This window comes from Sphaerochaeta pleomorpha str. Grapes, from assembly GCF_000236685.1.
GTDB classification, from domain to species: Bacteria; Spirochaetota; Spirochaetia; order Sphaerochaetales; family Sphaerochaetaceae; genus Sphaerochaeta; species Sphaerochaeta pleomorpha.
This window is the reverse complement of record NC_016633.1, coordinates 310,206-335,254: the sequence shown is the minus strand read 5'-3', so window position 1 is coordinate 335,254 and position 25,049 is coordinate 310,206. Positions and strand designations below refer to the sequence as shown.

Below are 25,049 nucleotides of genomic sequence, written 5' to 3'. Positions count from 1 at the left end.
CGATGGAACAGAACGAAAAGAGTGAAAAACGTCCTACAATCAAAGATATTGCGCGGGAAAGTGGATATTCGAAAACTGCTGTTTCCTTTGCTTTCAACACTCCTTCAAGGATCAGCAAGAAAGCCGCCGAGGTCATTCTAGACACTGCCAACCGGCTTGGGTACATCCCGGACCCGATGGCAAGGAATTTTTCCCTTCGACGGCATTTGAGCATTGGATTTCTGCTGCCCCAGATTATCCATTACTCCATGCGTAATCCGTATACGCTGCAAGTCATTCAAGGAATCGGGAGCGTATGCCAGAAATATGGATATACCCTTACGTTGATCCCGCCGTTGAACGAAAGTATTACCGATGCAGTACGATCAGCAGCTGTCGATGGTCTGATCACTATGGGTATGCAAGTCGGTATGGATATCGTTGATGTTATGAAGACCAGGAAGATTCCCTTTGTTACCATTGACGGAACCCCCTCTGAAGGTATGCCCTCTGTCAACATCCAGGATGAACAGGCTGCCTATAGAATCATGAAACTGGTATTGGAACAAGGGCACAGGAATATTGCCATCGTAAGTCTCAGTGAAGATGCTTTTGCCTCTGATGAATTTGAGGCAAGTGTTCCCAAACGAAGGAAACGTGGGTATGAGAGAGCCCTTAATGAATATGGGCTTTCCCTCTATGGTGAAGATAGTCCGATTTTCCAGGTGGTTAGTGAATGTACCCTTGAGGATGGCAAGCATACCGGTCATCTTATTTCAAAGCTGAATAAACAGCCTACTGCCGTTGTTACGATGAGTGATATCGTTGCAATCGGGTGTATACTCTATTTCAGGGAACATGGGATTGTTGTTCCGAACGATGTCTCTGTGGTCGGGTTTGACAATATCATTGAAGCCCAGCTTATCTCCCCTGCTTTGACTACTATCGACCAGCCTGCCGGGGAAAAAGGGTATCTTGCCGCAGAAGCACTGTTTTGTATGATCAACGGGGACTCTCTGGGGTCCACCCATATGGAAATTCCGTTCACTATAATCAACCGTCAGTCCCTTGCAGGGGTAAAGGAAGAAATATGAACTCATCAGATCGTCGTTATTCAGGTATTTTGATGCATCCTACTTCCCTGCCCTCATCATATGGGATCGGGGATTTTGGGAAAACTGCCTATGAATTCGTTGATTTTTTGCAAATGGCCGATGTCAGGTTGTGGCAGGTGTTACCGCTTGGGCCCACTGGCTTTGGCAATTCTCCTTATGCCGCGCGTTCCACCTTTGCAGGTAATGAACAGTTGCTTTGCTTAGACCTGCTCACTGAACAAGGTTTGCTTTCACAAAAAGATGTTGCTTCCCCGCCTCCCTTCCCTTCCGACCATATCGATTATTCCATGGTGGATGCCTGGAAACTTCCTCTCTTGAAAAAGGCGGCCAAGGCCTTTTTGACAGAAGGCAAGGATCAAGAAGGATTTGAAACGTTCTGCAATGATAATCGTTACTGGTTGGAAGACTATGCCCTTTTTATGGTTCTCTATGAACGGTATCAGGATTCAAGGTGGTTCAGCGTGTGGAACCGTGAGGAAGGCGATCGCGACCCTGCTGCCTTACAAGTTATCAGAGACCGGTTTCCCTTACAGATTGCGGTATGGAAGGTTCTCCAGTATTTCTTTGAGAAACAATGGCAGGCGCTTAAATCCTATGCAAACGAACATGAGGTTTCCATCGTGGGCGATATCCCCATATTTGTCGCGCCCGATTCCGTAGATACCTGGAGTCATATCGAGTTGTTCAAGACTGATAAGGAAGGGCATTACAAGGGTGTGAGTGGAGTTCCTCCCGATTTTTTCAGTACCACAGGTCAACTGTGGGGCAATCCGGTATATGACTGGAAGAAAATGAAAAATGACAATTATCATTGGTGGATGCAAAGAATCCGTTCTATGTTCCACCAAACGGACATACTCAGGATTGACCATTTCCGTGGGTTTGAATCCTATTGGGAAGTTCCCTATGGGAATAAGACGGCTGAAAATGGCAAGTGGGTAAAAGCACCGGGAAAAAACTTCTTTTCCGAGGTTAAAAAGCAGTTGGGTTCTTTGCCAATCCTCGCAGAGGACTTGGGTTTCATTACCGCAGAAGTCGAAGAGCTCCGGCAAACCAACGGTTTTCCGGGTATGAGGATCTGCCAGTTCGGTTTCTCCCGTGATAAGGCAGACTGGCCAAATCCTCATGATACCTTTCTGCCTCACAATTATCCGTATAATTGCGTAGCTTACACAGGAACCCATGATAATGATACGGTGAAGGGATGGTTTGAAAATCTTGAGGGCAAAGACAAGCTTAGGGTAAAACGGTACTTTGGTTGTGGCGATAAGCATCTGGCATGGGCAATGATCCGCTCAATTATGGCTAGCTATGCAAAATATGCAATCTTTCCGATGCAGGACATATTGTCCCTTGGTTCTGAGGCCAGGATGAACATACCTTCTACCTGTGGACAACATAACTGGTCCTGGAGAATGGAGAAAGGAGCGAACAGCCAGCAAAAGGCAGAGCAGTTTTCTCAACTTGTAGGAATCTATGGCAGAAGTGGAAAGCTTGGAGACGAAGAGGAGCTTGAGCACCTGAAAATGCAAGCCGATAAAATAAAAAGAATGGTAAGGAAACCTGCTGAAGATGATTCACTGTAATGCAGGAGTATGAAAACAGCCTTCCTCTATACAAGGAAAGACTGTTTTCGTTGTCTGGTAAAGACTTGTTATTTCTGGAGTAGCTTGACCATGGAGGCAAAGACTTCCTCAGGAGCTGGTTTTGCATCGATATCGATAAGGATTCCCTTCTCGCGATAATAGGCAATAAGGGGCTCAGTCTGTTTGTCATAGACTGCAAGCCTGTTGATGATAGCCTCTTCTTTATCGTCATCCCGTTGGATCAAGCTCTCGCCGGTTTCATCATCGATACCTTCTACCTTGGGTGGGCTGTATATGATGTGGTAGGTTTTTCCGGTACTCTTGCAGACTCTGCGCCCGCTGAGACGTTTGACGATGTCTTCCCTATCCAACACAAAGTTTACCACGGCGTCAAGCCCGGTCATTTCCTTGAGAGCCTCAGCCTGGGCAATGGTGCGGGGAAAGCCATCAAGGATAAATCCTTTTTTGGCATCATCTTCACTGAGCCTGTCTTTTACCATGGCGATGGTTACACTGTCGGGAACCAGGTTTCCGCTTGCAAGGATTGCCTTGACTTGTTTGCCAAGCTCTGTCTCATTCTTGATATTGTTACGGAACAAGTCCCCCGTGGAGATATGGGGAATGTCATAATGGGTTTTTGCCTGGGAAGCGATTGTTCCCTTGCCGGCTCCCGGAGGGCCGAGAAACACTAGATTCATTGTACACCTCGTTTCAGAAGATTAATTGAGTCTACCAAAAAACAAAAGGTTTGTCGCCACTCAGAGAAAAGGTTTTTCATATTGGCGATTCATGAAAATTCATTTTTCATTGTTTTAATAAAAATATTACCATGAGCATAAGCTTTCTTGCTCATTCATTCGGTGGTATACTCAAAAAAGATGTAAGTATCATCACACAAGAGGAGTTTTTGGCAATGAAAAAAAATGTACGGTATTTTGTCATTCTGATGTTGCTTCTCGGCTTGGTTGTGCCTCTCACAGCCCAAGGAACAAAAGATGCTATGGGTGAACAGGTTGTCCTCACCATGGGTTCCTGGAGAACCGATGATGTCGAACAGATGAATAGGCTGCTCAGTGAATACAAGAAAATTGCACCAAACGTAACTATCAAGTTCCAGCCTACCAATCCCCCTGATTACAATGCGACCTTACGTCTTCAACTTGATAGCAAAACCGGTCCCGATCTTATGTATGCGAGAAGCTATGCTGCAGGGCAGGAACTGTTCAATGCTGGGTATTTCTATGATTGTTCGAATATTAGCGGGCTCAAGGAAAACTTTACTGCATCGAATCTGGCTCCCTGGCAGATGAGTGACGGAAAAATGTTTGCCGTTCCTTTTGCCGCAGTTTCCCATGCCGTCTATTACAATAAGGATATCTTCAAAAAGGAAGGGCTCTCCATTCCCCAGAGTTGGGAAGATTTCCTAGCTCTCAATGCCAAGCTGAAAGCAAAGGGTTATACTCCTCTGGCAAACGGGCTTGCAGATGAATGGGACATCTTTGAAACCTTCTTTTTGGGCCTGTTGCCAAACTATATCGGCGGGGCCTCCCAGAGGGTGAAATATGAAAGCGGGAAACTGCCTCTCAATGATGCCAACTTTGTTGCAGCCTTCCAGGCCATGGCAGAAGTAGCCCAGTATTGTCCACAAGGATTTGAATCGGTCACCTACAATGACAGTCAGGTTTTGTTCAATAGCCAGAAAGCTGTCATGTTCGTTGATGGCAGCTGGACCGCAGGTGTCTATAAAGATGCTTCCTTTGACTGGGGCCTTTTCGCAATACCTGCCCCTTTGGGGAGAAAAACTGCAATCTGTTTCCATCCAGATATGGCAATCACCATGAATAACGCTACTGCCCACCCCCAGGAAGCCAAGGCCTTCCTTACCTGGCTTTGCACCGAAGAAGGGGCAACCACTGCCAGCAAGAATCTTCCCAGTGGATATTTCCCTATGATCAAATTCAACATCAAACTTGATGATGTACATGCAAACGAGTTTTTGGCACTCAATGCAGGTAAGGAAACCGATGCACGGTTTGTCTGGCCGGCTCTGATGAATCTGTATGCTCCCATGGACCAAGCTGTCATAAAGGTGATGAAACACCAGATGACCCCCAAACAGGCTGCGGATTCAATCCAGGCTTTGATGAAATAGCATTACGGAACCGGGGATGGGCATCTTTCATCCCCGGTATTTCGACTAGCAAGGAAAAACCCATGCAATCCAAACACAAAATCGGAAAAAAACAATCTTCTTTGCATTGGTTTCTCTATCTTATTCCCGCTTTGTTATTCTATTGTATTTTTATGGCCTTCCCCCTTCTCGATTCCCTTCGGCTTAGCCTCTATACGGGAACGAGCGGGCAAGCGCGTACGTTTATAGGCTTTGCAAATTTCAGAAAGCTGTTTCTCGATGCAACAATATCTGAACGATACTGGGGTGCCTTTGCAAATACCTGGTATTTTTTCTGTATTCATTTGATTTTCCAAAACTGCCTGGGAATATTGTTCGCAGTTATTTTGACCAACCAAACCATGAAAGGCCGGCAAGTCTACCAGACCATTCTGTTCATACCGACTACATTCGCTGTACTGGTAACCGGATATCTATGGAAATTGATGCTCAATCCTGTTTGGTCAGGCGATTTTCTTGAGAAAATAGGATTGCCCTTTCTCAAGCAGCCCTGGCTTGGCAATTCCAGTACGGCATTAACCTGTGTAGCCTTTGTCTCCTGTTGGCAATGGATGGGTATCCCGACGATGATGTTTGTAGCCGCACTGAGAAATATCAGCGAAGACTGTCTGGAAGCTGCGCAGATAGAGGGAGCGAATGCCTCCCAGGTGTTCTGGAGAATAAAACTTCCCCTGATAAAACCGGTAGTCGGCATGATCGCAGTGCTTACGTTCGTCAACAATTTCAATGCCTTTGATGTAGTGTTTGCCATGGAGAACGTGAATGGTGCACCTGGATATTCCACTGATTTGATTGGAACGCTCTTTTACCGTTATGGTATCGCAGGGCAGCACCCGATAGGTATTCCAGATCCTGGCCTTGGTGCTGCAATTGCCACCATTACTTTTTTTGTATTGCTTTTGGGTGTTGTCCCAACGTTACAGAAAACGCAGGGAGGGGCACTATGATGAGAAATTCCCTCAAGATGCAGAATCGTCATGTTGTCAGTCATTTTATTATGGTTGTCTGGTGTTTTATTGTCTTGTTTCCTCTTTGGGTTCTCCTTGTTAATTCTTTTAAAACAAGGCTTTCCATTTACGAAAATCCCTTCTGGATACCCAAGAAATGGAATTTTCAAAACTACGTCACGGTACTTCAAGACGGTGACTTTATCAACTATTTCAAGAATAGCCTGGTGGTAGTTCTGCTTTCCCTGCTGGTCATGACAACCGTTTCGGCACTGGCTGGCTATGCCCTGGCAAACTGGAAAAGCAAAGTGTCGAGGTTTTTCTATTTCTTTTTGATAGCGGGAATGATGCTTCCCATCAAGATAGCCTCGATAAAATTGCTTGAGATCATGCAGTTCATGCATTTGCTCAATACAATTTGGTCTCTTCCCCCCATCTATGTTGCCATGGGCATACCGGTAGGGGTCTTTATACTTACGGAATTTATCCGTCAGATCCCCCAGGAACTCACTGAAGCCGGGATTATCGATGGAGCAGGTCGATTCAGGATTTTTTACCTTATCATAGTTCCCTTGGTTAAACCTGCTCTTGCAACGGTTTCCATATACAACCTCATACCGTTCTGGAATGATCTCTGGTTTCCTTTGATTTTTATCAATGAAGAAAAATCGAAGACCTTGCTATTGGGGGTTACCAGGCTATTCGGGCAGTATCAGACAGACTGGTCCAAGGTACTGGCGGTGTTGACCCTCTCGGCTATTCCTGTGTTATTTCTCTACTTGCTCATGTCGCAGCAATTTATCAAAGGTGTCACTGCAGGCGCTGTCAAAGGATAGTGATATATATGAACTGACTTTCCTTGTGCAAAGGGGAAAGTTCGGGTAAAATTCTGCGAAGAACAGGAGAAAATATCAATATGAATAAAATAGTACTGCATGCAACGGACCTAGACGGTTTTCTCAAAGACTCTGACAAAGAGAAAATTGCTCACGTTGATGCCCTATACAAGAATTCCCTTACCCATTGTGCCATCCTTGAAAGTGCAACCGATATCATGAAACTCGAAGAAGCACGCAGGGGTATTGTGGAAAGCGCAGCCGAAATCGGGAAATTCCTGAAAGAAGTATGTTCGGAGGAACCGGGGATACATGTGTATTCCTTTGAGACCCCTGAGGAACAACACGGACAAGCCTCCCGTCTCATCGCAAAGTTGAGATCTCCTGATACTCAGCATGAAGAGTTCTTGTATTTCATACAGAGAGCATATGAAATGTTATTTTCCCATGTGTATGCCGATGCTGCCCTTCCGAGAAAGAGAAGTATCATAACCCAGACCCCGGTAACCTCACCGGTTCGCAACTATGCGGTTCACCGTATCCCTGATGTAGATTCCTTGATCCATAACAGTGTCATGTGCGTTATGCTCCGGGGTGCTTTGCTTCCCAGCATGATTATCAGCAAGGAAATACAAGAATATTCAGTAGATAATTTCGTAACGCCGTTTGCCTTGTTCAAGATCAAACGTGATGACACGAAAAAAGAAGCCAATATGGATTATATCCTCGACCTTGACCGTTCCTATTTCAAGCTGGAGGAACTCGATGGCAAGGATCTTATTTTTGCAGATCCGATGAACGCTACCGGAGGTTCACTGGTTACCATTGTCAAATATCTCAAGGATAACAATATAAAACCAAAATCTGTCAAATTCATCAATGTAATCAGTGCTTTGAAGGGTTCGCTTAGGATCTGCAGGGCAATCGAAGGGGCTGAGGTCTACACGCTTTGGATGGACCCTGTACTCAACGAAGCTGCCTATATTCTTCCCGGTCTCGGTGATGCAGGCGATAGGTTGAACGGAAAAGACGGGATAGACAATCCCCGGAACATGATCCAGCTTGTTGCCGACTATGGTTCTTCGATTACCAATCTGTACCGCTCACAGGTCAAGGAAATCGAACAGACGGTACTCGGAAGGTGAAAAAGTATTTCATAGTCTCCATTGTCTGCATACTTTGTCTCGCTTCCTGTGCAACCGGTCTGGGGAAAAATGAAAAAGACCTGGCTGCACTCAAGGAACTTGGGACTGTATATCTCGACAATGGAGAATATGAGATGGCATTGGATGCTTTTGACAAAGCACTTGCTATCGATGCGCAAGACAGCGAGGTCCTGTATAACAAGGTCCTCGTTTTGCTTGCCAGCGGTGCATATGAAAATGCAATTACCCTGTGTGATGTTTCTTTCAATTCTTATCCCGCCAAGCTTCGGTTCTTGAAAGCGAAAGCGGCAGCCCTCATAAAATTGAAGAAAACTGACGAAGCGTTTCAGGTTTACCGGCAAATAATCAGCCTTGATGCAGGGGATTATGCACTGAGGGCAACAGTGATGGAATTTGCCCTCGAGCAAGGATTCGAAGACGTTGCACGAAGTGAAGCTACTTTTCTGCTGGAACGACAGGAAGAAGTGGAAAGGGCTATCTCGACTCTGGCAATCCTGGAGGGAGAAAAAAACACCTATTCCTTGATCGAAGCCTATCTTGACTCTGTTACTGAAGTTTAAACACTATTCCAGCGATTGCTGCGATGAGAATCCAGATTAACGGATGCACTTTCTTGCCTTTCTGAGCAAGGATAAATAAGACGACAAACAGTATTGCCTCTTTGTATTGCAGGTGGGTACCGTGGAATAACGTTACAAGAAATACTTTTGAACCTCCGTACACAATGAGGCCGATTACCGCCGCGCGTAATCCGTAGAAAGCATCTTTGACATACTTGTTCTGGTCGAATTTGCTTAGAAACCTTGCAATGACGATGATTATGATGATACTGGGGGTTATTTCACCCAGTGTTGCGATAATGCCGCCCAAAGGACCTGCAGTCAAGTATCCGGCGTAGGTTGCCATGTTGATACCGATAGGTCCTGGCGTTGATTCAGAGATTGCTATCATATCGGCAATGTCTTTGGCAGTCAGCCAAAGAGGATGGGTCTCTGCAAGGTCATAGAGAAAGGGCAAGGTTGCAAGGCCGCCTCCGATGGCAAACAGGCCGATCTTAAAAAATGCAAAATAGAGACTCAAAAAAATCATTTTGCCTTACCTCTTTTCAGTTTTTGCACCAAAAGACCATAGGTTATACCCAGAAAAATGAACCATATAGGGGAAAAACCTAAAAAAACAGTTCCTATGATTGTTAGGGCACAGAGTATGATGGTAGGAATGTCGATAATGCTTTTCTTGTAGAGTTTCAAAATTGCTTGCGCTATCAAGACGCAGACTGCTACCCTGATCCCCGTAAAAGCCTGCTCCATGATTAGGTTCCCTTCAAGCTGCTTTAATAAGGCAGAAAGAAAGGTAATGATTACCAGCGAGGGGGTTACTTCCCCCAAAGTGGCGACGATTCCCCCCAGGATACCTCGCTTTCTATAGCCTAGCATGGTCGCAGTATTGACCGCGATGATCCCCGGGGTACATTGCCCTACTGCATAGCAATCGAGCAAATCATCTTCGGTTGCCCAATGGTGTTTCTCAACTACTTCTTTTTGGAGCATAGGAAGCATGGCCAACCCTCCGCCAAAGGTAAGCCCCCCGATTTTCACGAAAGAAATATACAGGGACCAGAGACTAGGTTTTTCAGAATCCATGGAACTACCCCCGGAGAATTGCATCCATTTCATTGCGCACAAGAGAATCACACCGTTCATTCAATTCAATGCCAGCATGTCCTTTTACCCAATTGTAGGTGACAGGAAGCTGTTGGTTCAACGTATCCAATGCAACCCAGTATTCTTTGTTCTTTACTGGTTCCTTGGAAGCGGTACGCCATCCGTTTGTTCTCCACTTGGCAATCCAGGAGGTAATCCCATTTCGCACATACTGGCTGTCGGTATTGATGATTACTTTTTTAGGGTTATAGGAAAGACAGGCCTTCAAAGCCTCGATGACCGCTGTCAGTTCCATTCGATTATTGGTGGTAGCCTTTGATCCGCCACTGGCCTCTTTTTCAAAAACGCCATCGGCTCGAAGTACATAAGCCCAGCCACCAGGACCGGGATTGCCGCTACAACCACCATCAGTATAGATTTCTATCTGTGCATATTCCATAAAGGCGATAGTATCCTACGGTTTTATTCTGGTCAACCTGATTAGCTTGACACCATGATGGTACAATCGTAGGATAAGGTGTCTGACGCCAAGGGAAAGGGGTAAAAGCCCCTGCGGTCCCGCCACTGTAAAGGCTGGGAATCTACACCAAAGACACTGCATGATGCGGGAAGTCGTAGATTCTGAGTATGCCTAAGCCAGGAGACCTGACGCAGATTTTTACGAAAAGCCTACGGAGTATAGGCTTGGGTATGGTTCATGCCCGTTATTCCAAAGGGGCCTTATGAAAAAATGCAAACTATTGATTATCTGCATAGCCTTGTTGAGTAGCAACCTGGCGCTGTTCTCACAACCTCAGGCAGAGGTGAAAAATGTAGGACAGACGTACATTGACAGCCTTGGCAACGAGATAGCTCTTTTACCAACACCAATGAGGATTGTAAGCCTGGCCCCGAATGTCACAGAGACAGTAGCAGCTTTGGGAGCACTTGACCGGCTTGTAGGCAGGACTGATTATTGCAATTTTCCTGCTGAGGTTGCTTCTTTGCCAAGTATCGGGACACTGTACAACCCTTCGGTTGAAAAACTCATAGCATTGAGACCTGATTTGGTACTTGCAAGTTCCTTCGTAAGCGACCAGCTGATCACAGCTCTGCAGAAAGCTTCCATTAAGGTAGTGTGCATCAATAAGCAGGAATCCTTTGAGGGAACGTATGCTTTGATCGAAGACATTGCCTTGATTATAGGAAAGGAAGCAGAGGGACAACGCCTAGTCGATTCCATGAAACGAAACGTTGCAAAAGTATTGGAAGCTAGCAAGGACCTCAGTAAACCCCGGGTATATTATATGGTCGATTTCGGTTCTTTCGACGGGACTGCCACCGGCGATACCTTTATCAGCCAGATGATTACCATGGCTGGGGCAATAAACATTGCCCAGGATGCTACAAAATGGACCTATAGCAAGGAATTACTGGTAAAGCAGAATCCCGATTTGATCATTGTCAGCCCAAGGTGGGGAGAAACGGCAGAGGAAACCCTCTCCCTCTTTTCAACGACAAAACCCTACAGCGATTTGTCTGCAACCAAAAAAGGTGCATTTATTCTAGTCGACTCTGACATGCTGAGCAGGCAGGGACCCCGGAGCGCCGATGCACTGATAGCCCTGACAAAGGCTATCCACCCTGAGGTATCCCTTTGAAACGTCATCTTTCCACCATCTTTACGTTTTGTATCATTCTGTTAGGTTTTACATCTCTCACGTTGGGACCAGCGAAAATTTCCTTTGCTGATACCTTGGCAACGTTTCTGGGAAATGAGACAGACCCTTCCTTTCCTTATATCATTTTCAATCTTCGCCTTCCCAGAGTCCTGGCTGCAATTTTCTGCGGGACCATTCTGGGAAGTTCCGGTGCGGTTTTCCAATCTGCACTGAGAAACCCTATGGCTGACCCCTTTGTTTTAGGTGTTTCGAGCGGAGCTTCCTTTGGGGTCGCCCTAGCCATAACACTTGGGTATGCCTCGGTGTTGGGACTCCCCTTCTCTGCCTTGCTAGGAGCCTTGCTCACCACCCTTTTCATTTTCCTGATCGGTTCCCATACAAAGGTCAGCCAGACCACCTTGATCCTTACCGGGGTCGCTGCAAACTATATCTTATCTGCAGGTATGACACTGTTGATGTTTCTCAACCATGAACAGTATGACCGGATCCTATTCTGGACCCTGGGAAGTTTTTCATCCAGCACCTGGTCGCAGGTAGGTTTTACCTTTGTTTGTTCTTTGATCTGCATCATCCCCTTATATATCAGGCATAGGGATTTGGATATGCTGCTCCTTGACGAAGGGTCTGCCCTCAGCGGTGGACTGCCGATGGGCAAAGCAAGGATTCTCCTCCTGTTGCTTTCAACGTTCGGGGTCGCAACCTGTGTTTCATTTTTTGGGGTAATAGGGTTTATAGGCCTTATGGCTCCCCATATAATAAGGATTCTCATCGGGCCAAACCATAAGAACCTGCTTCTTCCCACCAGCCTGCTCGGTTCTTTGCTGCTACTTGGGAGCGACACGCTTAGCCGATGTCTGCTTCAGTCTGGGGAAATGCCGGTTGGGGTTATCACCTCACTGCTTGGTGCCCCCCTGTTTGTCTGGATGCTTAGAAAAGGTAGGCACAGCTATGTATAGCCTGGAAACTAAAAACCTCAATGGGGGATATCATCACAACGCTGTTTTTTCAGGATTTTCACTTTCCATTCCCGAACATAAATTTGTAGCCCTCACTGGACCGAATGGCAGCGGGAAAAGCACGTTGCTTAAATATTTTTACAAACAGTTGCTTCCCCAAGAAGGTGTTGCCTATGTCGAAGGTTTGGATGTCAGTTCACTGAAGCAGAAAGAAATTGCCAGGATCCTCGGTTTTGTTCCCCAGAACGGAAAAATCGAATACGGGTTTACGGTGCGTGAAGCCGTCTCCATGGGACGGTATGTCTATAACGGCGAAGATGCTAGCCATGCGGTCGACAGGGCCATGGAAGACTGTGACATTGCAAATCTGAGTGATAAAAGCGTTACCGAGATATCGGGAGGTGAATTGCAACGGGTCCTGTTGGCCCGTGCCCTCTGCCAGGATGCAAAGATTCTTCTTTTGGATGAGCCGGTCAACCACCTTGATGTCAAACACCAGAGAAAAATGATGAATTTGCTCCGTCGTCTGGTTGATAGGGGTTTGAGTGTCGTTTGCGTACTCCATGATTTGCTTTTGGTACAAGTATACAGTGATGAGGTGATCTTGCTGCGGAAAGGGAAAATCATGGCTGAAGGTTCCATCGAAACTGTAATCACCAAGGAAAATCTGCTCAAAGTATATGGTGTACATTCCCATGAGGTGTTTGACCCGATGCTTGATAAATTTCTCTGGATGCCTACCTGGTACTAAGGGGACGCGAATTGTATTGACCCTGCCTTCCCAAGCCCGTACACTGCTTCATAGGAGCATCGAGTGAAGCCACTGAGTCATTTCTTGCACGGAATTTACCGAAAGGTCGTGAAATTAAGCCTTCAGCTGAATTATGATTTCCAGACCTGGCAGGAAGAACCGTTGCCTCCGGGACCGAAGATTTTCTGTTCAAACCATTTCAGTTCCAGTGATGTACATTTTGTCACTACGTTGATGAAAGACCCCTTGCATGTAGTCATTGGTCCAGGGTTTGGCATTCCTGTAGTCGGCAGTTTCCTTGGTTGGACAGAGCAGGTAAAGGCCCTTTCTCCGGAAGATCGCAAGAAAGTTGTGGATGTTGCCGTCTCCTATCTCAAAGAAGGTGATAGTATCTACATTTTTCCTGAAGGTCGGCTCAATACCCAACAGGAATTGGATGTTTTTCGTCCAGGCATTGCAAGGATGTATTTAAAAAACCCTGTCCCTATTATTCCTATTGGTCTCATTGCCCCCAAAAGAAGGGTAAAATATAAACGATCAAAGACCGCGGGCAGACAAATGACTGTTGTTTCGCGCAATTACTATGCAAATGTAGGAAGCCCCATGGAGTTTCCCCAGGCTATAGAATTGGCAAAGACTGACCAAAAACAGGCCGAGCAACTTATTTGCGATGCTCTCAAGGAGCAGGTATCCCGCCTTATTGCCGAAATTAAAACCGATAAGTTTTGGAGTTGAATATGGATGAATTGACTAATGTTTTCGCTGATTTCCAAAAACAGGTAAAAGAAATCTCAGACCATGCCCCTCAGGTTCATAAAATTGAATTCTCAGCCAAATTGAAAAACGGAACGTCCTTTAATTTCAATTTCAACAGCGATACCTTTAACAGGCAACCAAGAAGCGAAAGGAATTACAAGCCTGTTTCTGTGTTCAATGCCATTGTTGATATTATCGGGGCCTCTGGTGCAATTTTCCTGCTTGTCTATCTTATCATTACTATTGAAACCTATCATCCAACCTTTGGGTCATCGGCGATCTGGTCAATTTTGGCATTCAGTTTTTTCATTGCTTTCTTTACGATATCCAGTGTCTATCATCTTTTTGACAAAGACAGTCCGGTACAACCGGTTTTCTACAGCGTTTCAGAATCATTGAAAATAGTAACCTTGGCTTCGGTCAATATCTGTTACGTGCTGCTTGTAAACCCAGAAAAGTTCATACCTGCTGTCCTGGGAACCCTTGGCCTTGCCGCTGCCTCTTTCCTCTTTCTTTCAATAGGTACCCATGGAGGTCTTAGGGCTTCACTTGCCTTTACAACGTTGCTTCCTTTTGTTTCGCTCCTTGGCAAGATTACCTTGCTTTCGGTCAGTACTGCAATTCTGCTCGCCCTTTGGTCTTTGATTAATCTTTTGGTAAAACCATCCCAGAAAGTGAGGACCAATACTGTTTTTGCCATTATGGGGATGATTTCCCTCGCTTTAAACTGTTTTTTGGTTTTGGAAATATAAAAAGTTTCTTTCCTAACAGTAATCGAGCGTCTATACTGAAAAGAGTTGGAGGTGATCTATGAAAATGGCAATTTTAGGAGCAGGGAATATTGCACGTAAAATGGCAAACACGATAACCCAGATGGAGGATATCGAAGCGTATGCAGTAGCTTCCCGTGATTTGGAGAAAGCTCAGGCATTTGCTAAAAAATGGGGCATCTCAAAAGCGTATGGATCGTATGAAGAAATGTTGGAGGACGAGGATGTTGAATTGGTGTATGTCTGTACCCCACATTCTTTCCATTACCAACATATGATGATGTGCCTCGAGCATCGCAAACATGTTCTTTGTGAAAAACCCTTTACGGTGAACGCAGACGAGGCTAGAAAGGTTTTTGCCTTTGCAAAGGAAAAGAATCTTCTGGCGACCGAGGGATTATGGACTCGATATCTTCCTATGCGGCTGGTTTTGGACCAGATTCTTGAGAGAAGGATCATTGGTGATCCTAAATCCTTGACTGCGAATCTTTGCTACCCTATCAAAGGTGTTCCGAGAATGACTGACCCAGCCCTTGCAGGCGGTGCTTTGCTCGATGTTGGTGTGTATCCCATTAACTTTGCAATGATGGTATTTGGGAACAAGATCGAGCATATTAGTTCAACCTGTACTAAGACAGAAACAGGTGTCGATGCAGCAAACAGCATCACCCTTACCTTTAAAAATGGCAATATGGCAATTTTGCACAGCTCAATGCTTTGCAATTCAGACAGACGTGGTATGATTTTCGGGACAAAGGGTTTTATTGAATTCCTGAACATCAATAACTGTGAAGGAATCAATGTATATGACCTGGACTATAATTTGATCGAGAACTATAAACCTTTCAAATTTATTACAGGATTTGAGCATGAGGTCGAGGCTTCCCAGAAGGCGATAGCAGAAGGAAAGCTCGAGTGCAAACAGATGCCCCACAGTGAAACCATCCAAGTGATGGAAATCATGGACGGGCTGCGAAAGGAATGGGGTATTACCTACCCTATGGAGTAAACCATGGATACCATTGAAAAACTGGCGATTGTATCGGCACAGGAAGAATTGCTGGCATTTGAATCTTTCACCCATGAAGATGCTTGGGAGCTTGGAAAGATAATCGTATCTGAGGCGATGGATAAGGATCTGAAAATTGCAGTTGGTATCAGGTTGCTCAGTGGGCTGAATCTATTTCAGTATTCTGTTGAAGGGGCTAACCTGAACAATGACCTTTGGCTTGACCGTAAGTTCAACACCGTAAGAATGTTTGAGGTCAGTAGCCTGGCTTATGCCCTTAAGCTGAAAAAACAAGGGCAGACGATGGCTGATAAAGGTCTCGACCCCAACAGTTATGCCTCTTGCGGGGGCGGTTTTCCCATTTTTGTACAGGGTGTAGGGATGGTAGCCATTGCGATGGTTTCCGGCTTACCTGATGTACAGGATCATGAAGTATTGGTTACTTGTATCAGCAGATATCTGAATACGGACGATGTCCCCAGAGTTCCGCTTACCTAAACTTTCATTAAAAAAGGCCCGGGGTTTTGCAACCTTGGGCCTTTCTCTTTTTCCTGTATTGGTTATATATCCTTATCTTTGAGCATATGCATATAATATCTGCTCTCGATAGTGGAATCCCCTAACCCAACGGCATGCAAGACCTCAAGGAGTTTTTCTTTTGCCTGCGCTACCAAAGAAGGGTCTTCTATAAGGAATTCCATTTCCAAAAACCATCCCAGGCTTTTTACCTCAGCCAGTTCTATATGGAGCATGGGCAAAAAACCATCAATGGCATGGACAAATGAATATCCTTTCTTCGTTTTCTTTATATATTCCACATAGCCGAGCGCCAGAAAGAATTGTTCGGCATTTTCGCCTTGTGAGTCAGAGGTAGTGAACTCTTTTTCCACATTGACTTCAATGCCATCCTTGCGTGTCTTTTCTTTATAGGTAAAAAGGACTGAACCGGTTAGCGAATCGAAGTCGGGGCCAAAACTTTCACGACGAAGACGAAAGAGAGGTTCCTCTCCTTCGTTCTTTGCATAATAAATATCCTGTTTATATTCACAGACAGGTTCAGAAATATGCTCAAATCCTTCAAGGATAGCCATTATTGCCTGGGGATCTTGCACATGGGCCTTCAATTCTACTTCAAATGCCATATACGGTTCCTAGTCTTTCCAGGGGAAAATCATATTTTTCAAAGAACGATGCCCGACACACTCCTGTTCCTCATACAACAGTTCGTCCCAAGGTATTTTATGTCTATCTTCTTCGGGATTTGCTTCCTGGTAGTCATATTTGAGCATGAGAAGTTTCGTTGCATCCTGGCATTCCAAGAGAATGCCACAGCCCCCGGGGGCTAAGCCTGCAAGGAAGATGGAAATCACAAAAGATACTACGACATCAAAAGCAAGGAAAATTGCGAACCAGAGGTTATCGAATACCAAAAGAAAGCTTTTCTTCAAGGTTTTTAATGGTCGGTCACCACTCATGACATTGGATAGTGGATAAAAAAACAAGAGGGCAAAAAACAGTGCGATAAATACCCAGAAAAGCACTACTGACAGGATTGTCCCGAAGGCATTGGCAAAACTGAGATAAAAGGGAATTACCAGCACAATGAGGGAAATGTCCAAAAGGGTAAGCACCCAGAATAGAAGGGCATGCCGCCAAGATTGTCTCAAACCTTTTGAAAATCCGGAAAACCCTGCCCGTTCATACCTGCTATAGGCATAGGTCGAAGCCGATACACCTGCAGAATAGAAAGCAAACAAAAGTGCGGTAAGGATGAGGCAAAAGATGCTCAACACCAAATGATTCTGCGAAAGGCTCATGCTGCCAAAAAGAGCAAGAAGAACCACAAGATAGCCAAGATTGTGCAAGACCATGCCAATCAGGTTATCCCAACCGTCAAAAAATGATTTTTTAATAAAGAATCCAACCATGTAAGTAGAGTACCGATTGCACGGCACAAAGGCAAGTGTTTTCTTTGTGGGAGGCTATAAGGAACAGTAGTTAATTCATTAAAAAATCAAGTACATTCCAACCGGTGCTCGACTGTTGCTTATATAATTCCGTATAGCCACACTGCGAACAGGAAATTGTTACAAACCGTTTGTTTTGCACATCGAATATCTTTGCAAAATTTCCACCCGTTGCCTGGAACTGGTCATTTTCGTAGTGGGTACAGCCACATTTAGGACAGATATATTGTTTTTTTTCCATGCATCGAATATAGCACAAAAAAATTAGCCTTCCCAGAGGAAAAAGAGTTGGCAAAGATAGAAAAATTCAACAAAAGAGTCAAAAAAAACCTATTGACTAATCTATTCGCATTCCGATATAGTGTCAGAGTTGCTTGAGGCAACACAACGGCGGCATAGCTCAGATGGTAGAGCAAACGGCTCATATCCGTTTTGTCAGGGGTCCGAGTCCCTTTGCCGCTATAAAAACTTCCCTTAACCGGGAAGTTTTTTTTATGCCATATAAGAGGCTCAAGGGAAAATTGGAAGGATTATACAAACATAGAAAATGGACAATCCATCTGATAGTATTGGGTTAAAAACTTTTCAGCTAAAAGAGTCATTGTTAATGAGAAAACTACTAATAGACTAGCAATAAATACTCAAGGTATATAAAGCAACCTGTTGCCGGACCCTAGATTTCTTTGCGTCTCTAATGACCCAAGATTACCACATAGTTCTTGCCATACTTCTTTGCACACTTGGGGCAGGTGGTGTACCACATGTACCATGTGGAGAACGTAAACGATTCTTCCTTGGCAAACTGTTCAAAATTCTTGCACCAAATCCCGGTATCCTTGAACGGTCCCTCATACACATTGGACAGGAACTTACCGGTGAGTGTACTCATCTGCATTCCGGCCACATCCTTATCCACTGCAATGAGCACTTCCATCATCCACTTCGAAACATGGTTGGAGAGAGCGATATTGTCTACCACCATTGCTCCTGCAGCATTAATCTGTGCCTGAGCTTTCTTCATGACCGAACCAAAGTTCAAGGGCATGAAGTTTAACGTCCGTACTTTGACCTGGACAAACTTCTGGTGATCAAAAGTAACAATCGTTCGTTCCCACGGCTTTGGATCAAACGGAGGGCAACACACTTGCTCATCCATAGCAATTCATCCTCCCTTACGTAACGATACTCCCCAAACATGTATCCTGCAAGCTATGAGCCTAGCATGCATAAGCATTTGCATCAGGATAAGTCCAGCGCTGAAGATAGCTGCCACCACCACCCCGAAAAGACCTGCCATACGCGTCCCTAGCCCTCTTCCAAGCTCCAGGTCACAGTTCATTCTGTCATTCTTTTGCAATACTTAAACTATATGTTATACTTTTACCATGCGGTTATTTATTGCAATTAAGTTTGATAAAGACACAATAAACAGGGCACTCGAACAACAAAAATTACTCCAGGCTAATGCTACCAGGGGCACGTACACCACAGAAAGCAATCTCCATCTGACACTCTTGTTTCTCGGGGAGGTCGAAGCCTCATACCTTGAACCTATCAAAATAGCAATGGAGGACATCGAGTGCAAATCTTTCTTTTTGCGCTTTACCCGACTTGGGTACTTTGAAAAACCCCAGGGTGATATCTGGTGGATCGGAGGTGATAACGATCCAAGGTTGCAGCATCTTGAAATCCTTCTATCCAAGAGATTGTCCTCTTTAAAACTTCCTCTCAGTCAGGAAGCCTATCGCCCTCATCTCACGCTTGCACGGAATGTGAGGATGCCAGATGAGGTAAAAAAACAGCTTATGGAAAAACCTTTCCCCTGGTTTGGAGCCAATGTCTCCAGTTTTACCCTCATACATTCCCACCGGGTCGATTCCTTGTTGACCTACTCCCCTCTCTTTACCAAAGAGTTGTAGCTATTTCGTTGAATACTGTATTTGTGTTGATGCATTGAAGGCAACATGCTACATTTGCCATATGAAAGAGTATGTGGAAATGAACAGAATCGCCTGGGACCATGAATCCGAACGAGGAAATATCTGGACCGATGGATGTACGCATGAAGCTGTAATGGACGCAAAAGACGGGAAGGTTCAGATTATCCTCACTCCTTTTAAAAACGTGCCAGCCGCTTGGCTGGGTAATACAGCGGATAAAAAAATCCTTTGCCTGGCCTGTGGCGGAGGTCAGCAAGGCATCCTCTTGGCAGCCTCAGGGGCCATCGTTACGGTTCTCGACATCTCAATAAAACAGATAGAACAGGAAAAAAAGGTTGCTGAGCGTGAGGGTCTTCATCTGGAAACCCTGCAGGGCGATATGCTCGACCTGTCACGATTCGGTGATGAAACCTTCGATATGATTTACAATCCGACTTCAACCTGCTTTATTGACGATATTCTATCGGTTTACACCCAATGCAACCGGATTTTGAAAAAAGATGGGCATCTTTTGACTTCAGTCACCAATCCAGTGCTCTATATGTTTGACGAAAAGAAAGAACGAAAAGGAAAATTGTCGGTAAAGTATACCATTCCCTTTTCCGATACCAAAAGCCTTTCTAAAAAAGAACTCGAGAAACGTTTGCGAAAATATGATACCATAGAATTCAGCCATACCCTGGACTTGCTTCTTGGTGGAATCTGCGAAAGCGGGTTTTCTATAACAGGAATCTATAGCGACAGTAGCGGTTGTGAAATCCTTGATAGTTTTGTCCATGATTGCTATCTGGCAGTCAGGGCAAAAAAATGCAAATAGACCTTGCCCGGCAAAGGGCTTGAGGACAGAATATCTTATATGGAAAACTATTTTTCCAACTTCTTGTTGGCCAGTGAACTTGACAACCCACAGTATTTCGCAAAAGTGCACCAGAATATCTACGACCTGGAAAAACGTCGTGTTGCCATTTTCAATGAAAAAGGTCCCTTGAACTGGGAATACATTACCATAATGGGCGAGCTCAACATGGCATACATGGAAGCAAATGAAACAGCTAACGAGGTAACAACTGCCCAGCAGATCTACCAGGGTACGGTTGCCTTGAACGGTCAGGATAACTCTTTGGCATATGAAGCCTATCTGGCGCTTGGAGCTTCCTTTCTCGATGATGAACGTATCGCTGATGCCCAGGCCATTGCAACAGAGCTGCTGGAAAAGAATATACAGACTCCGATTGCAGAGGGTGAAGAAGCTTTCGACTACCTCACCTATCTTGATACTCTTTGCCTACAAGCCGATATTTACCATAAAGCCCAGGATTTTGCAAAAGAAGAGCCTATTCGTATCAAAGTAATGGAGGCCTACAGGCAGCTCTTCAGCGACGTCAACGACCAGACCATTATGGCTCGGGCCGCCTTGGCTACCTGTCTCGAAAAGTCCAAACAATATGCCAAGGCTTTGGACCATTATATTGTCATCAGGGCCTATCTTGATGCAGAGAAAGATTTGGCAACTGATGCAGAACGAATCGGACTGATGGCCCATATAGCTCATTGCTATAAGAAGATTGGACAAGTAGAAAACTCTAAAGTTACCTTACAATGGGCTTTACAAGAATCAATCTCTCTCTTTGGCCATGATTCTACCCTAACGGTAAAAATGAGGGCACTGGCTGGAAAACTGTAGGGGAAAATAGAGAGTAAGGTACAATACAACCCTTGACCTTTTACCAGGAAGGAAGTATATCTTAGGTATAAAAGTTAGCCAAGGCTAACCTTTATACCATGCTTTTCTGTACTCTTCTTCCCACTTTATGCAGGGAGAATTGATTGAAATATAGACTGACTTTGACAAAGGCGCCAGAGAAGGCCACAGAATGCAAGCAAGGTTTCAAATCTTGTACGGGTACTTCTAGACCCTTAGGGAGAGACCCTAAGGAGAGGAAAGAGAGTCAAAGGCGATTCTCTTTCTGTCTGGTATTCGTATTTGCTTTTTGTAATCGAGGAGGAATATTGTATGCGTACCATAGCGGTAGTTTATTATAGTGGAACACATAATACTGAAATTATGGCAAAGGCAATTGCTGACAGTGTGACGCGACATGGCTCAGAGGCAAAATTGTTTACCCCTGGAGAATTCAATAGCAGTATGCTTGATTCCTTTGACTCCATAGCATTTGGCTGTCCTGCAATGGGTATGGAAGTCCTTGAGGAAGAACACTTTGAACCAATGTTCTCTGAAGTCGAAAAACATCTGAAGGGGAAGCCCATCGCTTTGTTTGGTTCCTATGGTTGGGGAGACGGGCAATGGATGGAGGATTGGGAGGAACGGGCAAGAGCTGATGAGGCCCTGCTGATGTATAAGTCGATAATTGCACAAGAAATCCCTGATGCAATTGCTTTGGCAAAATGTGAATTACTGGGAGAGATTCTCAGTACATAATACCTATAGAGCTGCCGATCCGGTTTGCTGTTGTTTGTTGAATGTGTTGAGCAAGCTATGGAAGAAAATGGTATTCGGTTTCGGCACCTCTGTACTCTTTGACCACATTACCATATGAAAATCATTTTTCAGTGGGGGCAATTCGGCAGATTCCAACTGATAGGCAAATACATGGAATGTCTCGAATAGATTTTTTTTGACTCCCAAGAGAGTTAGATTTTTATCATTCTGCAATACAATGCCAAGCTGTTTTTTACAGGCTGTCATTGCTGTATTCTTATAGTCGACCCTGGCATGTCCTTTTTCTCGTATGATCGTGCAACAAACAATCGGAATCGACCATTTCTCACAGGCTGGGGAAGTCTTTCTCCTACCCACTAGGACCCATGTATCATTGTTTTCATCAATATACCAAAAAAGAATACCCGCAGCGTGGTATCTTCGCATCATGTGCTTACTCCTTAGTGCAAATAGTCTCTAGCAAGAATCATTCAGAGTAATATACTATAATCTCGTACATGCTTTACCATAGGTAAGAACATGATTCACGCGACTATACAATCATAACTTTGTGTCATGTTACCAAAGTAATAATTACCAGTCAAGCAAAATGACATATGCTCATCAAAATACTAGGATAAAAGTAAGAAAATGACACTTGTTTTGCTGAAAATCCTAGCATAATGAGATATTTGTGTACCTAAAGCATCATAAACATAAGACATATTTCCTAGGTTTTATACTGAAACCTGCCGTTTTGTTTGCCTGTTTGAAGACAAAAAACAGCTTCTCGATACGTAAAAAGGTATTTGGTATTTTGCAGGCATACTGTGCTATTTGTCCTTTTGTGAGCACAATAACCTGTCGTTCAGGCCTACCTTCCACCAGCCTGTTTTTCTTTGGATGAGAGAACTGGACAGTAGTAAAAAGAACATTATTTAAAAAATTGATACATTGATTACCTAAGCGTACCCATCCATTTTTTTGTTCGTATCACCATAATACCCAATGCAAACCGTACCAATTCTTCAAATGTAATCAACGCATACACCCAAGGCAGTGGCAGATTCCAAATAAAGGCTGCAACAAACCCCAAAGGAACACCGATACCCCAGGTTCCCAGCATATCAAGAAAGAGCGTGTAGTGGGTTTTTCCTCCACTGCGTACTATTCCCCCAAGAACCATATTGGAAACTTTTATCCATAAAGCTACGCAAAACACCTTGAGTGTGGTTACTCCAAGAGAATAGGTCTCCAGGTTTACCTTGAACAGCTTCACATAGAAAGGAGTAGCTAGAACCAAAAGCATTCCCAGACCAAGGCTCCCGAATACCGTCCATTTCATAAAATCTTTGGTGAGCGCATAGGCGCGTTCTTCTTCTTTTTTGCCAAGCAGGTTTCCGATCAAAATAGCGGCTGCGGTAGAGACACCTGAAAACAGCCCGATAGAGAGTCCTTGGACAGGAAAGGTTAAAGTCATCGCAGCCATCGCCTGGGTACCCATGTGGCCATAGATAACCGCATATACTGTCTCTCCGAATCCCCAGAGAAACTCATTTACCAGCACAGGTAATCCAATAAGGAAGGCTGGTAACGCAAAATCGCGAAAGATCCCAGGTTCCCACGTAATTTTGAAGGGCGTTTTCTTCTGGATTTTCAGAAAAAGCAGAAGAAGGAGCACACATTCCAAATATCTGGTGAAAGTCGTTGCCACAGCAGCCCCTTTCAAGCCAAGGCGGGGAAACCCGAGAGAACCAAAGATTAAAAGAAAATTCAAAAGGGTGTTTGCAACCACGGAAATACTACCGCTAACCATGGGTAGGTTTGGGTATCCCACATTACGCATGTGGTTTGCAAGCATCATAGTGATAAGTAGCGGGGGAAAACCAAGTCCGATGAGAAACAGGTAGTCAGAGGCCAAGGGAATCACCGCAGACTCGTTGGTATAGAGTGATAGTATACTATGAGGAAAGAAAAGTGCCGGCACTGCAAAAAGGATCATGAGGATGAAGGCATATAGTGTATTGATGAAGAAGGCTTTGCTTACCCCTTTCGTATTTTTCTGACCGTAGTACTGCGCCATCATAATGGATGCAGCAGTACCGATAGCTGCAAGGGAAACTGTATAGAGATTCGCAAATTTGCTCCCCATCCCTACAGCTGCTATGCTTTCAGTCCCCAGCTGTCCTACCATTAACTGATCGATAATACCAAGGGAAGACTGGAAAAGGCTTTGTAAGGTTACCGGAAGAGCAAGTACAAGTACTTGGTTTTTACTGTTCGTTTGGTTCTGTTGCATGATATCTTCTCTCAAGGATTGTATCTATTTTCATTGTCTCATCGACAACCTCACTACCCTTTTGCCGTTTGAGTTTATACAGGTAGATATCATGGTGAATATGCTCGGCAACAATCGAGACAAACAAAGCGTTATTGGTCACAGTCCCAAGCCAGGTTCCCCGTTTTTTATACGTGTCGGCGACCAGAGCCTTGTCACAGTCGACTACCAGCATGATCCTTGAAGGTTTTTCACCTTCACAGGCAGTATCATCATGGGAATAGAGTTCTATGTCCAAATCCTTGGTGTCTAAGGAAGCAAAGGAGAATACGATTATCCTGACCTTTCTGCCTTGCAATATCATGAATTCAGAACGAAACAGGTTCAAATCAAAATCAGTATTGAGGTAGACTTCCTTATAAGAAGAAAGGAGCATTTCCCTCACTGATGTTACTATGGAATCGAATCCATGGAGATTGGTAAAGCGTTCTTCCCGTTTGTCCTCATATAGGCCCATCAGTTGTTGTTCGGCTTCGTCTGCATTCGCGATAAAGGTATGTTTCAGTTGTTTGCATAAAACCGAAGGATTCATGGCAATATAGGAAGAAACCTCATCCTTGACTTTACTGACAAGGCCTTTTTTATACATACCTTCCAAGGCTGCATAGACCGAAGAACGCGAAATCCCTATTGCCTTGGCCAGCTTATAGCCAGACATTTCCCCTTCCTTGAGCAACGTTATATACATATTTGCTTCCAAAGGGGTAAAGCCAAGACCGGAAAGATTCTCCAAATTAGTATCCATAAGCTCTCCAAGCGTTGTACATATTGTACTACTAGTCTTAGAGTACTGATTGGTCTTTTATCAGTCAATATGGTTATCGGGTACAAAAAAGGATTCTGGAACAGTCTCATTAGGTTTTCAATGCTCAGCACGTTGCTAGAAAGCTTGTACCGGTTACCTGGTTTAATTTTCAAAGGTATACAGGTACTGTTGCCAGGCCAATATCGAGGAACCCAATACAGCATGCAAAAAA

Annotated in this window: 29 protein-coding genes, 1 tRNA gene and 1 riboswitch; of the genes, 19 read left to right on the top strand and 11 right to left on the bottom strand. The window is 44.5% G+C overall.

All coding sequences use genetic code 11. From position 1 onward, the window contains the following. Positions 1 to 2: 2 nt before the first annotated feature. Positions 3 to 1,073 (top strand): LacI family DNA-binding transcriptional regulator, encoded by a 1,071-nt coding sequence (locus SPIGRAPES_RS01560; protein WP_014269024.1) that lies wholly within the window; start codon positions 3 to 5, stop codon positions 1,071 to 1,073. Further along, positions 1,070 to 2,680 (top strand): 4-alpha-glucanotransferase, encoded by a 1,611-nt coding sequence (gene malQ / locus SPIGRAPES_RS01555; protein WP_014269023.1) that lies wholly within the window; start codon positions 1,070 to 1,072, stop codon positions 2,678 to 2,680. The genes SPIGRAPES_RS01560 and malQ overlap by 4 nt, the downstream gene beginning before the upstream one ends. 68 nt (positions 2,681 to 2,748) lie before the next feature. Here the strand turns inward: malQ and SPIGRAPES_RS01550 are convergent, their stop codons facing one another. Next, entirely contained in the window at positions 2,749 to 3,378 is a 630-nt protein-coding gene (locus SPIGRAPES_RS01550) for an adenylate kinase (protein WP_014269022.1), read from the bottom strand. Between the two features lie 215 nt (positions 3,379 to 3,593). Between SPIGRAPES_RS01550 and SPIGRAPES_RS01545 the strand changes: the two genes are divergently transcribed. The 5 genes from SPIGRAPES_RS01545 to SPIGRAPES_RS01525 all read left to right on the top strand — a co-directional run bounded on the left by SPIGRAPES_RS01545 (position 3,594) and on the right by SPIGRAPES_RS01525 (position 8,380). Further along, the gene (locus tag SPIGRAPES_RS01545) at positions 3,594 to 4,832 is read left to right on the top strand and encodes an ABC transporter substrate-binding protein (protein WP_014269021.1); all 1,239 of its coding nucleotides are present in this window, start codon (positions 3,594 to 3,596) and stop codon (positions 4,830 to 4,832) included. A gap of 62 nt (positions 4,833 to 4,894) precedes the next feature. Next, positions 4,895 to 5,818, top strand: coding sequence for a carbohydrate ABC transporter permease (locus SPIGRAPES_RS01540; RefSeq protein WP_014269020.1), 924 nt, complete (start codon positions 4,895 to 4,897; stop codon positions 5,816 to 5,818). Continuing rightward, entirely contained in the window at positions 5,815 to 6,654 is an 840-nt protein-coding gene (locus tag SPIGRAPES_RS01535) for a carbohydrate ABC transporter permease (RefSeq protein ID WP_014269019.1), read from the top strand. Before SPIGRAPES_RS01540 ends, SPIGRAPES_RS01535 begins: the two co-directional genes overlap by 4 nt. An 80-nt stretch (positions 6,655 to 6,734) precedes the next feature. Continuing rightward, entirely contained in the window at positions 6,735 to 7,799 is a 1,065-nt protein-coding gene (locus SPIGRAPES_RS01530) for a uracil phosphoribosyltransferase (protein ID WP_014269018.1), read from the top strand. Further along, positions 7,796 to 8,380 carry a tetratricopeptide repeat protein gene (locus tag SPIGRAPES_RS01525; RefSeq protein ID WP_014269017.1) on the top strand — a complete coding sequence of 195 codons (585 nt, stop codon included), beginning with the start codon at positions 7,796 to 7,798 and terminating at the stop codon, positions 8,378 to 8,380. The genes SPIGRAPES_RS01530 and SPIGRAPES_RS01525 overlap by 4 nt, the downstream gene beginning before the upstream one ends. Here SPIGRAPES_RS01525 and SPIGRAPES_RS01520 read toward each other — a convergent pair. The 3 genes from SPIGRAPES_RS01520 to rnhA are packed head-to-tail and all read right to left on the bottom strand — an operon-like array spanning position 8,367 to position 9,923. Beyond that, positions 8,367 to 8,909, bottom strand: coding sequence for a chromate transporter (locus tag SPIGRAPES_RS01520; RefSeq protein WP_014269016.1), 543 nt, complete (start codon positions 8,907 to 8,909; stop codon positions 8,367 to 8,369). The genes SPIGRAPES_RS01525 and SPIGRAPES_RS01520 overlap by 14 nt on opposite strands. Beyond that, on the bottom strand, positions 8,906 to 9,496 hold the full coding sequence (locus tag SPIGRAPES_RS01515; protein WP_245535455.1) for a chromate transporter: 591 nt from the start codon (positions 9,494 to 9,496) through the stop codon (positions 8,906 to 8,908). Before SPIGRAPES_RS01515 ends, SPIGRAPES_RS01520 begins: the two co-directional genes overlap by 4 nt. Continuing rightward, positions 9,468 to 9,923, bottom strand: coding sequence for a ribonuclease HI (gene rnhA / locus SPIGRAPES_RS01510; RefSeq protein WP_014269014.1), 456 nt, complete (start codon positions 9,921 to 9,923; stop codon positions 9,468 to 9,470). Before rnhA ends, SPIGRAPES_RS01515 begins: the two co-directional genes overlap by 29 nt. Before the next feature lie 54 nt (positions 9,924 to 9,977). Next, positions 9,978 to 10,151: riboswitch (cobalamin riboswitch) on the top strand. Between the two features lie 55 nt (positions 10,152 to 10,206). On the opposite strand from rnhA, the gene SPIGRAPES_RS01505 reads away from it, so the two are divergent. From SPIGRAPES_RS01505 to SPIGRAPES_RS01475, 7 genes are all read left to right on the top strand, one after another. Beyond that, a complete protein-coding gene (locus SPIGRAPES_RS01505; protein WP_014269013.1) occupies positions 10,207 to 11,124 on the top strand; it encodes an ABC transporter substrate-binding protein in 918 nt (305 codons plus the stop codon). Next, positions 11,121 to 12,101 carry a FecCD family ABC transporter permease gene (locus SPIGRAPES_RS01500; protein ID WP_014269012.1) on the top strand — a complete coding sequence of 327 codons (981 nt, stop codon included), beginning with the start codon at positions 11,121 to 11,123 and terminating at the stop codon, positions 12,099 to 12,101. The genes SPIGRAPES_RS01505 and SPIGRAPES_RS01500 overlap by 4 nt, the downstream gene beginning before the upstream one ends. After that, positions 12,094 to 12,852: an ABC transporter ATP-binding protein gene (locus SPIGRAPES_RS01495; protein WP_014269011.1), complete on the top strand. Its 759-nt coding sequence runs from the start codon at positions 12,094 to 12,096 to the stop codon at positions 12,850 to 12,852. The genes SPIGRAPES_RS01500 and SPIGRAPES_RS01495 overlap by 8 nt, the downstream gene beginning before the upstream one ends. 63 nt (positions 12,853 to 12,915) lie before the next feature. Then, positions 12,916 to 13,587 carry a lysophospholipid acyltransferase family protein gene (locus SPIGRAPES_RS01490; protein WP_014269010.1) on the top strand — a complete coding sequence of 224 codons (672 nt, stop codon included), beginning with the start codon at positions 12,916 to 12,918 and terminating at the stop codon, positions 13,585 to 13,587. A gap of 2 nt (positions 13,588 to 13,589) precedes the next feature. After that, positions 13,590 to 14,360: a hemolysin III gene (locus tag SPIGRAPES_RS01485; protein WP_014269009.1), complete on the top strand. Its 771-nt coding sequence runs from the start codon at positions 13,590 to 13,592 to the stop codon at positions 14,358 to 14,360. 58 nt (positions 14,361 to 14,418) lie between these two features. After that, on the top strand, positions 14,419 to 15,387 hold the full coding sequence (locus SPIGRAPES_RS01480; RefSeq protein ID WP_014269008.1) for a Gfo/Idh/MocA family protein: 969 nt from the start codon (positions 14,419 to 14,421) through the stop codon (positions 15,385 to 15,387). A 3-nt stretch (positions 15,388 to 15,390) separates the two neighbouring features. Next, positions 15,391 to 15,885 carry a heme-degrading domain-containing protein gene (locus SPIGRAPES_RS01475; RefSeq protein ID WP_014269007.1) on the top strand — a complete coding sequence of 165 codons (495 nt, stop codon included), beginning with the start codon at positions 15,391 to 15,393 and terminating at the stop codon, positions 15,883 to 15,885. 62 nt (positions 15,886 to 15,947) lie between these two features. On the opposite strand, the gene SPIGRAPES_RS01470 is transcribed toward SPIGRAPES_RS01475, so the two are convergent. From SPIGRAPES_RS01470 to SPIGRAPES_RS01460, 3 genes are all read right to left on the bottom strand, one after another. Next, positions 15,948 to 16,529 (bottom strand): CYTH domain-containing protein, encoded by a 582-nt coding sequence (locus tag SPIGRAPES_RS01470; protein ID WP_014269006.1) that lies wholly within the window; start codon positions 16,527 to 16,529, stop codon positions 15,948 to 15,950. Positions 16,530 to 16,538: 9 nt separating this feature from the next. Further along, positions 16,539 to 17,315: a transmembrane 9 family protein gene (locus tag SPIGRAPES_RS01465; RefSeq protein WP_014269005.1), complete on the bottom strand. Its 777-nt coding sequence runs from the start codon at positions 17,313 to 17,315 to the stop codon at positions 16,539 to 16,541. Positions 17,316 to 17,385: 70 nt separating this feature from the next. Beyond that, complete coding sequence (locus SPIGRAPES_RS01460; protein WP_014269004.1) at positions 17,386 to 17,595, bottom strand: zinc ribbon domain-containing protein; 210 nt, start codon at positions 17,593 to 17,595, stop codon at positions 17,386 to 17,388. A gap of 148 nt (positions 17,596 to 17,743) precedes the next feature. Between SPIGRAPES_RS01460 and SPIGRAPES_RS01455 the strand changes: the two genes are divergently transcribed. Then, positions 17,744 to 17,816: transfer RNA gene (locus SPIGRAPES_RS01455), tRNA-Met, on the top strand. Between the two features lie 229 nt (positions 17,817 to 18,045). Here SPIGRAPES_RS01455 and SPIGRAPES_RS01450 read toward each other — a convergent pair. Further along, positions 18,046 to 18,510: a hydrolase gene (locus SPIGRAPES_RS01450; protein ID WP_014269003.1), complete on the bottom strand. Its 465-nt coding sequence runs from the start codon at positions 18,508 to 18,510 to the stop codon at positions 18,046 to 18,048. 229 nt (positions 18,511 to 18,739) lie between these two features. On the opposite strand from SPIGRAPES_RS01450, the gene thpR reads away from it, so the two are divergent. The 4 genes from thpR to SPIGRAPES_RS01430 all read left to right on the top strand — a co-directional run bounded on the left by thpR (position 18,740) and on the right by SPIGRAPES_RS01430 (position 21,734). Then, the gene (gene thpR / locus SPIGRAPES_RS01445) at positions 18,740 to 19,273 is read left to right on the top strand and encodes an RNA 2',3'-cyclic phosphodiesterase (RefSeq protein ID WP_014269002.1); all 534 of its coding nucleotides are present in this window, start codon (positions 18,740 to 18,742) and stop codon (positions 19,271 to 19,273) included. A gap of 61 nt (positions 19,274 to 19,334) precedes the next feature. After that, complete coding sequence (locus SPIGRAPES_RS01440; protein ID WP_014269001.1) at positions 19,335 to 20,111, top strand: class I SAM-dependent methyltransferase; 777 nt, start codon at positions 19,335 to 19,337, stop codon at positions 20,109 to 20,111. A 39-nt stretch (positions 20,112 to 20,150) separates the two neighbouring features. Further along, positions 20,151 to 20,978 carry a tetratricopeptide repeat protein gene (locus tag SPIGRAPES_RS01435; RefSeq protein ID WP_014269000.1) on the top strand — a complete coding sequence of 276 codons (828 nt, stop codon included), beginning with the start codon at positions 20,151 to 20,153 and terminating at the stop codon, positions 20,976 to 20,978. A gap of 330 nt (positions 20,979 to 21,308) precedes the next feature. Then, positions 21,309 to 21,734: a flavodoxin domain-containing protein gene (locus SPIGRAPES_RS01430; protein WP_014268999.1), complete on the top strand. Its 426-nt coding sequence runs from the start codon at positions 21,309 to 21,311 to the stop codon at positions 21,732 to 21,734. Positions 21,735 to 21,737: 3 nt separating this feature from the next. Here SPIGRAPES_RS01430 and SPIGRAPES_RS01425 read toward each other — a convergent pair whose 3' ends face one another. The 3 genes from SPIGRAPES_RS01425 to SPIGRAPES_RS01415 all read right to left on the bottom strand — a co-directional run bounded on the left by SPIGRAPES_RS01425 (position 21,738) and on the right by SPIGRAPES_RS01415 (position 24,817). Continuing rightward, the gene (locus SPIGRAPES_RS01425; RefSeq protein WP_014268998.1) at positions 21,738 to 22,184 is read right to left on the bottom strand and encodes a hypothetical protein; all 447 of its coding nucleotides are present in this window, start codon (positions 22,182 to 22,184) and stop codon (positions 21,738 to 21,740) included. Between the two features lie 508 nt (positions 22,185 to 22,692). Continuing rightward, positions 22,693 to 24,033 carry an MATE family efflux transporter gene (locus SPIGRAPES_RS01420; protein WP_014268997.1) on the bottom strand — a complete coding sequence of 447 codons (1,341 nt, stop codon included), beginning with the start codon at positions 24,031 to 24,033 and terminating at the stop codon, positions 22,693 to 22,695. After that, complete coding sequence (locus tag SPIGRAPES_RS01415) at positions 24,008 to 24,817, bottom strand: TrmB family transcriptional regulator (RefSeq protein WP_014268996.1); 810 nt, start codon at positions 24,815 to 24,817, stop codon at positions 24,008 to 24,010. Before SPIGRAPES_RS01415 ends, SPIGRAPES_RS01420 begins: the two co-directional genes overlap by 26 nt. Positions 24,818 to 25,049: the final 232 nt, after the last annotated feature.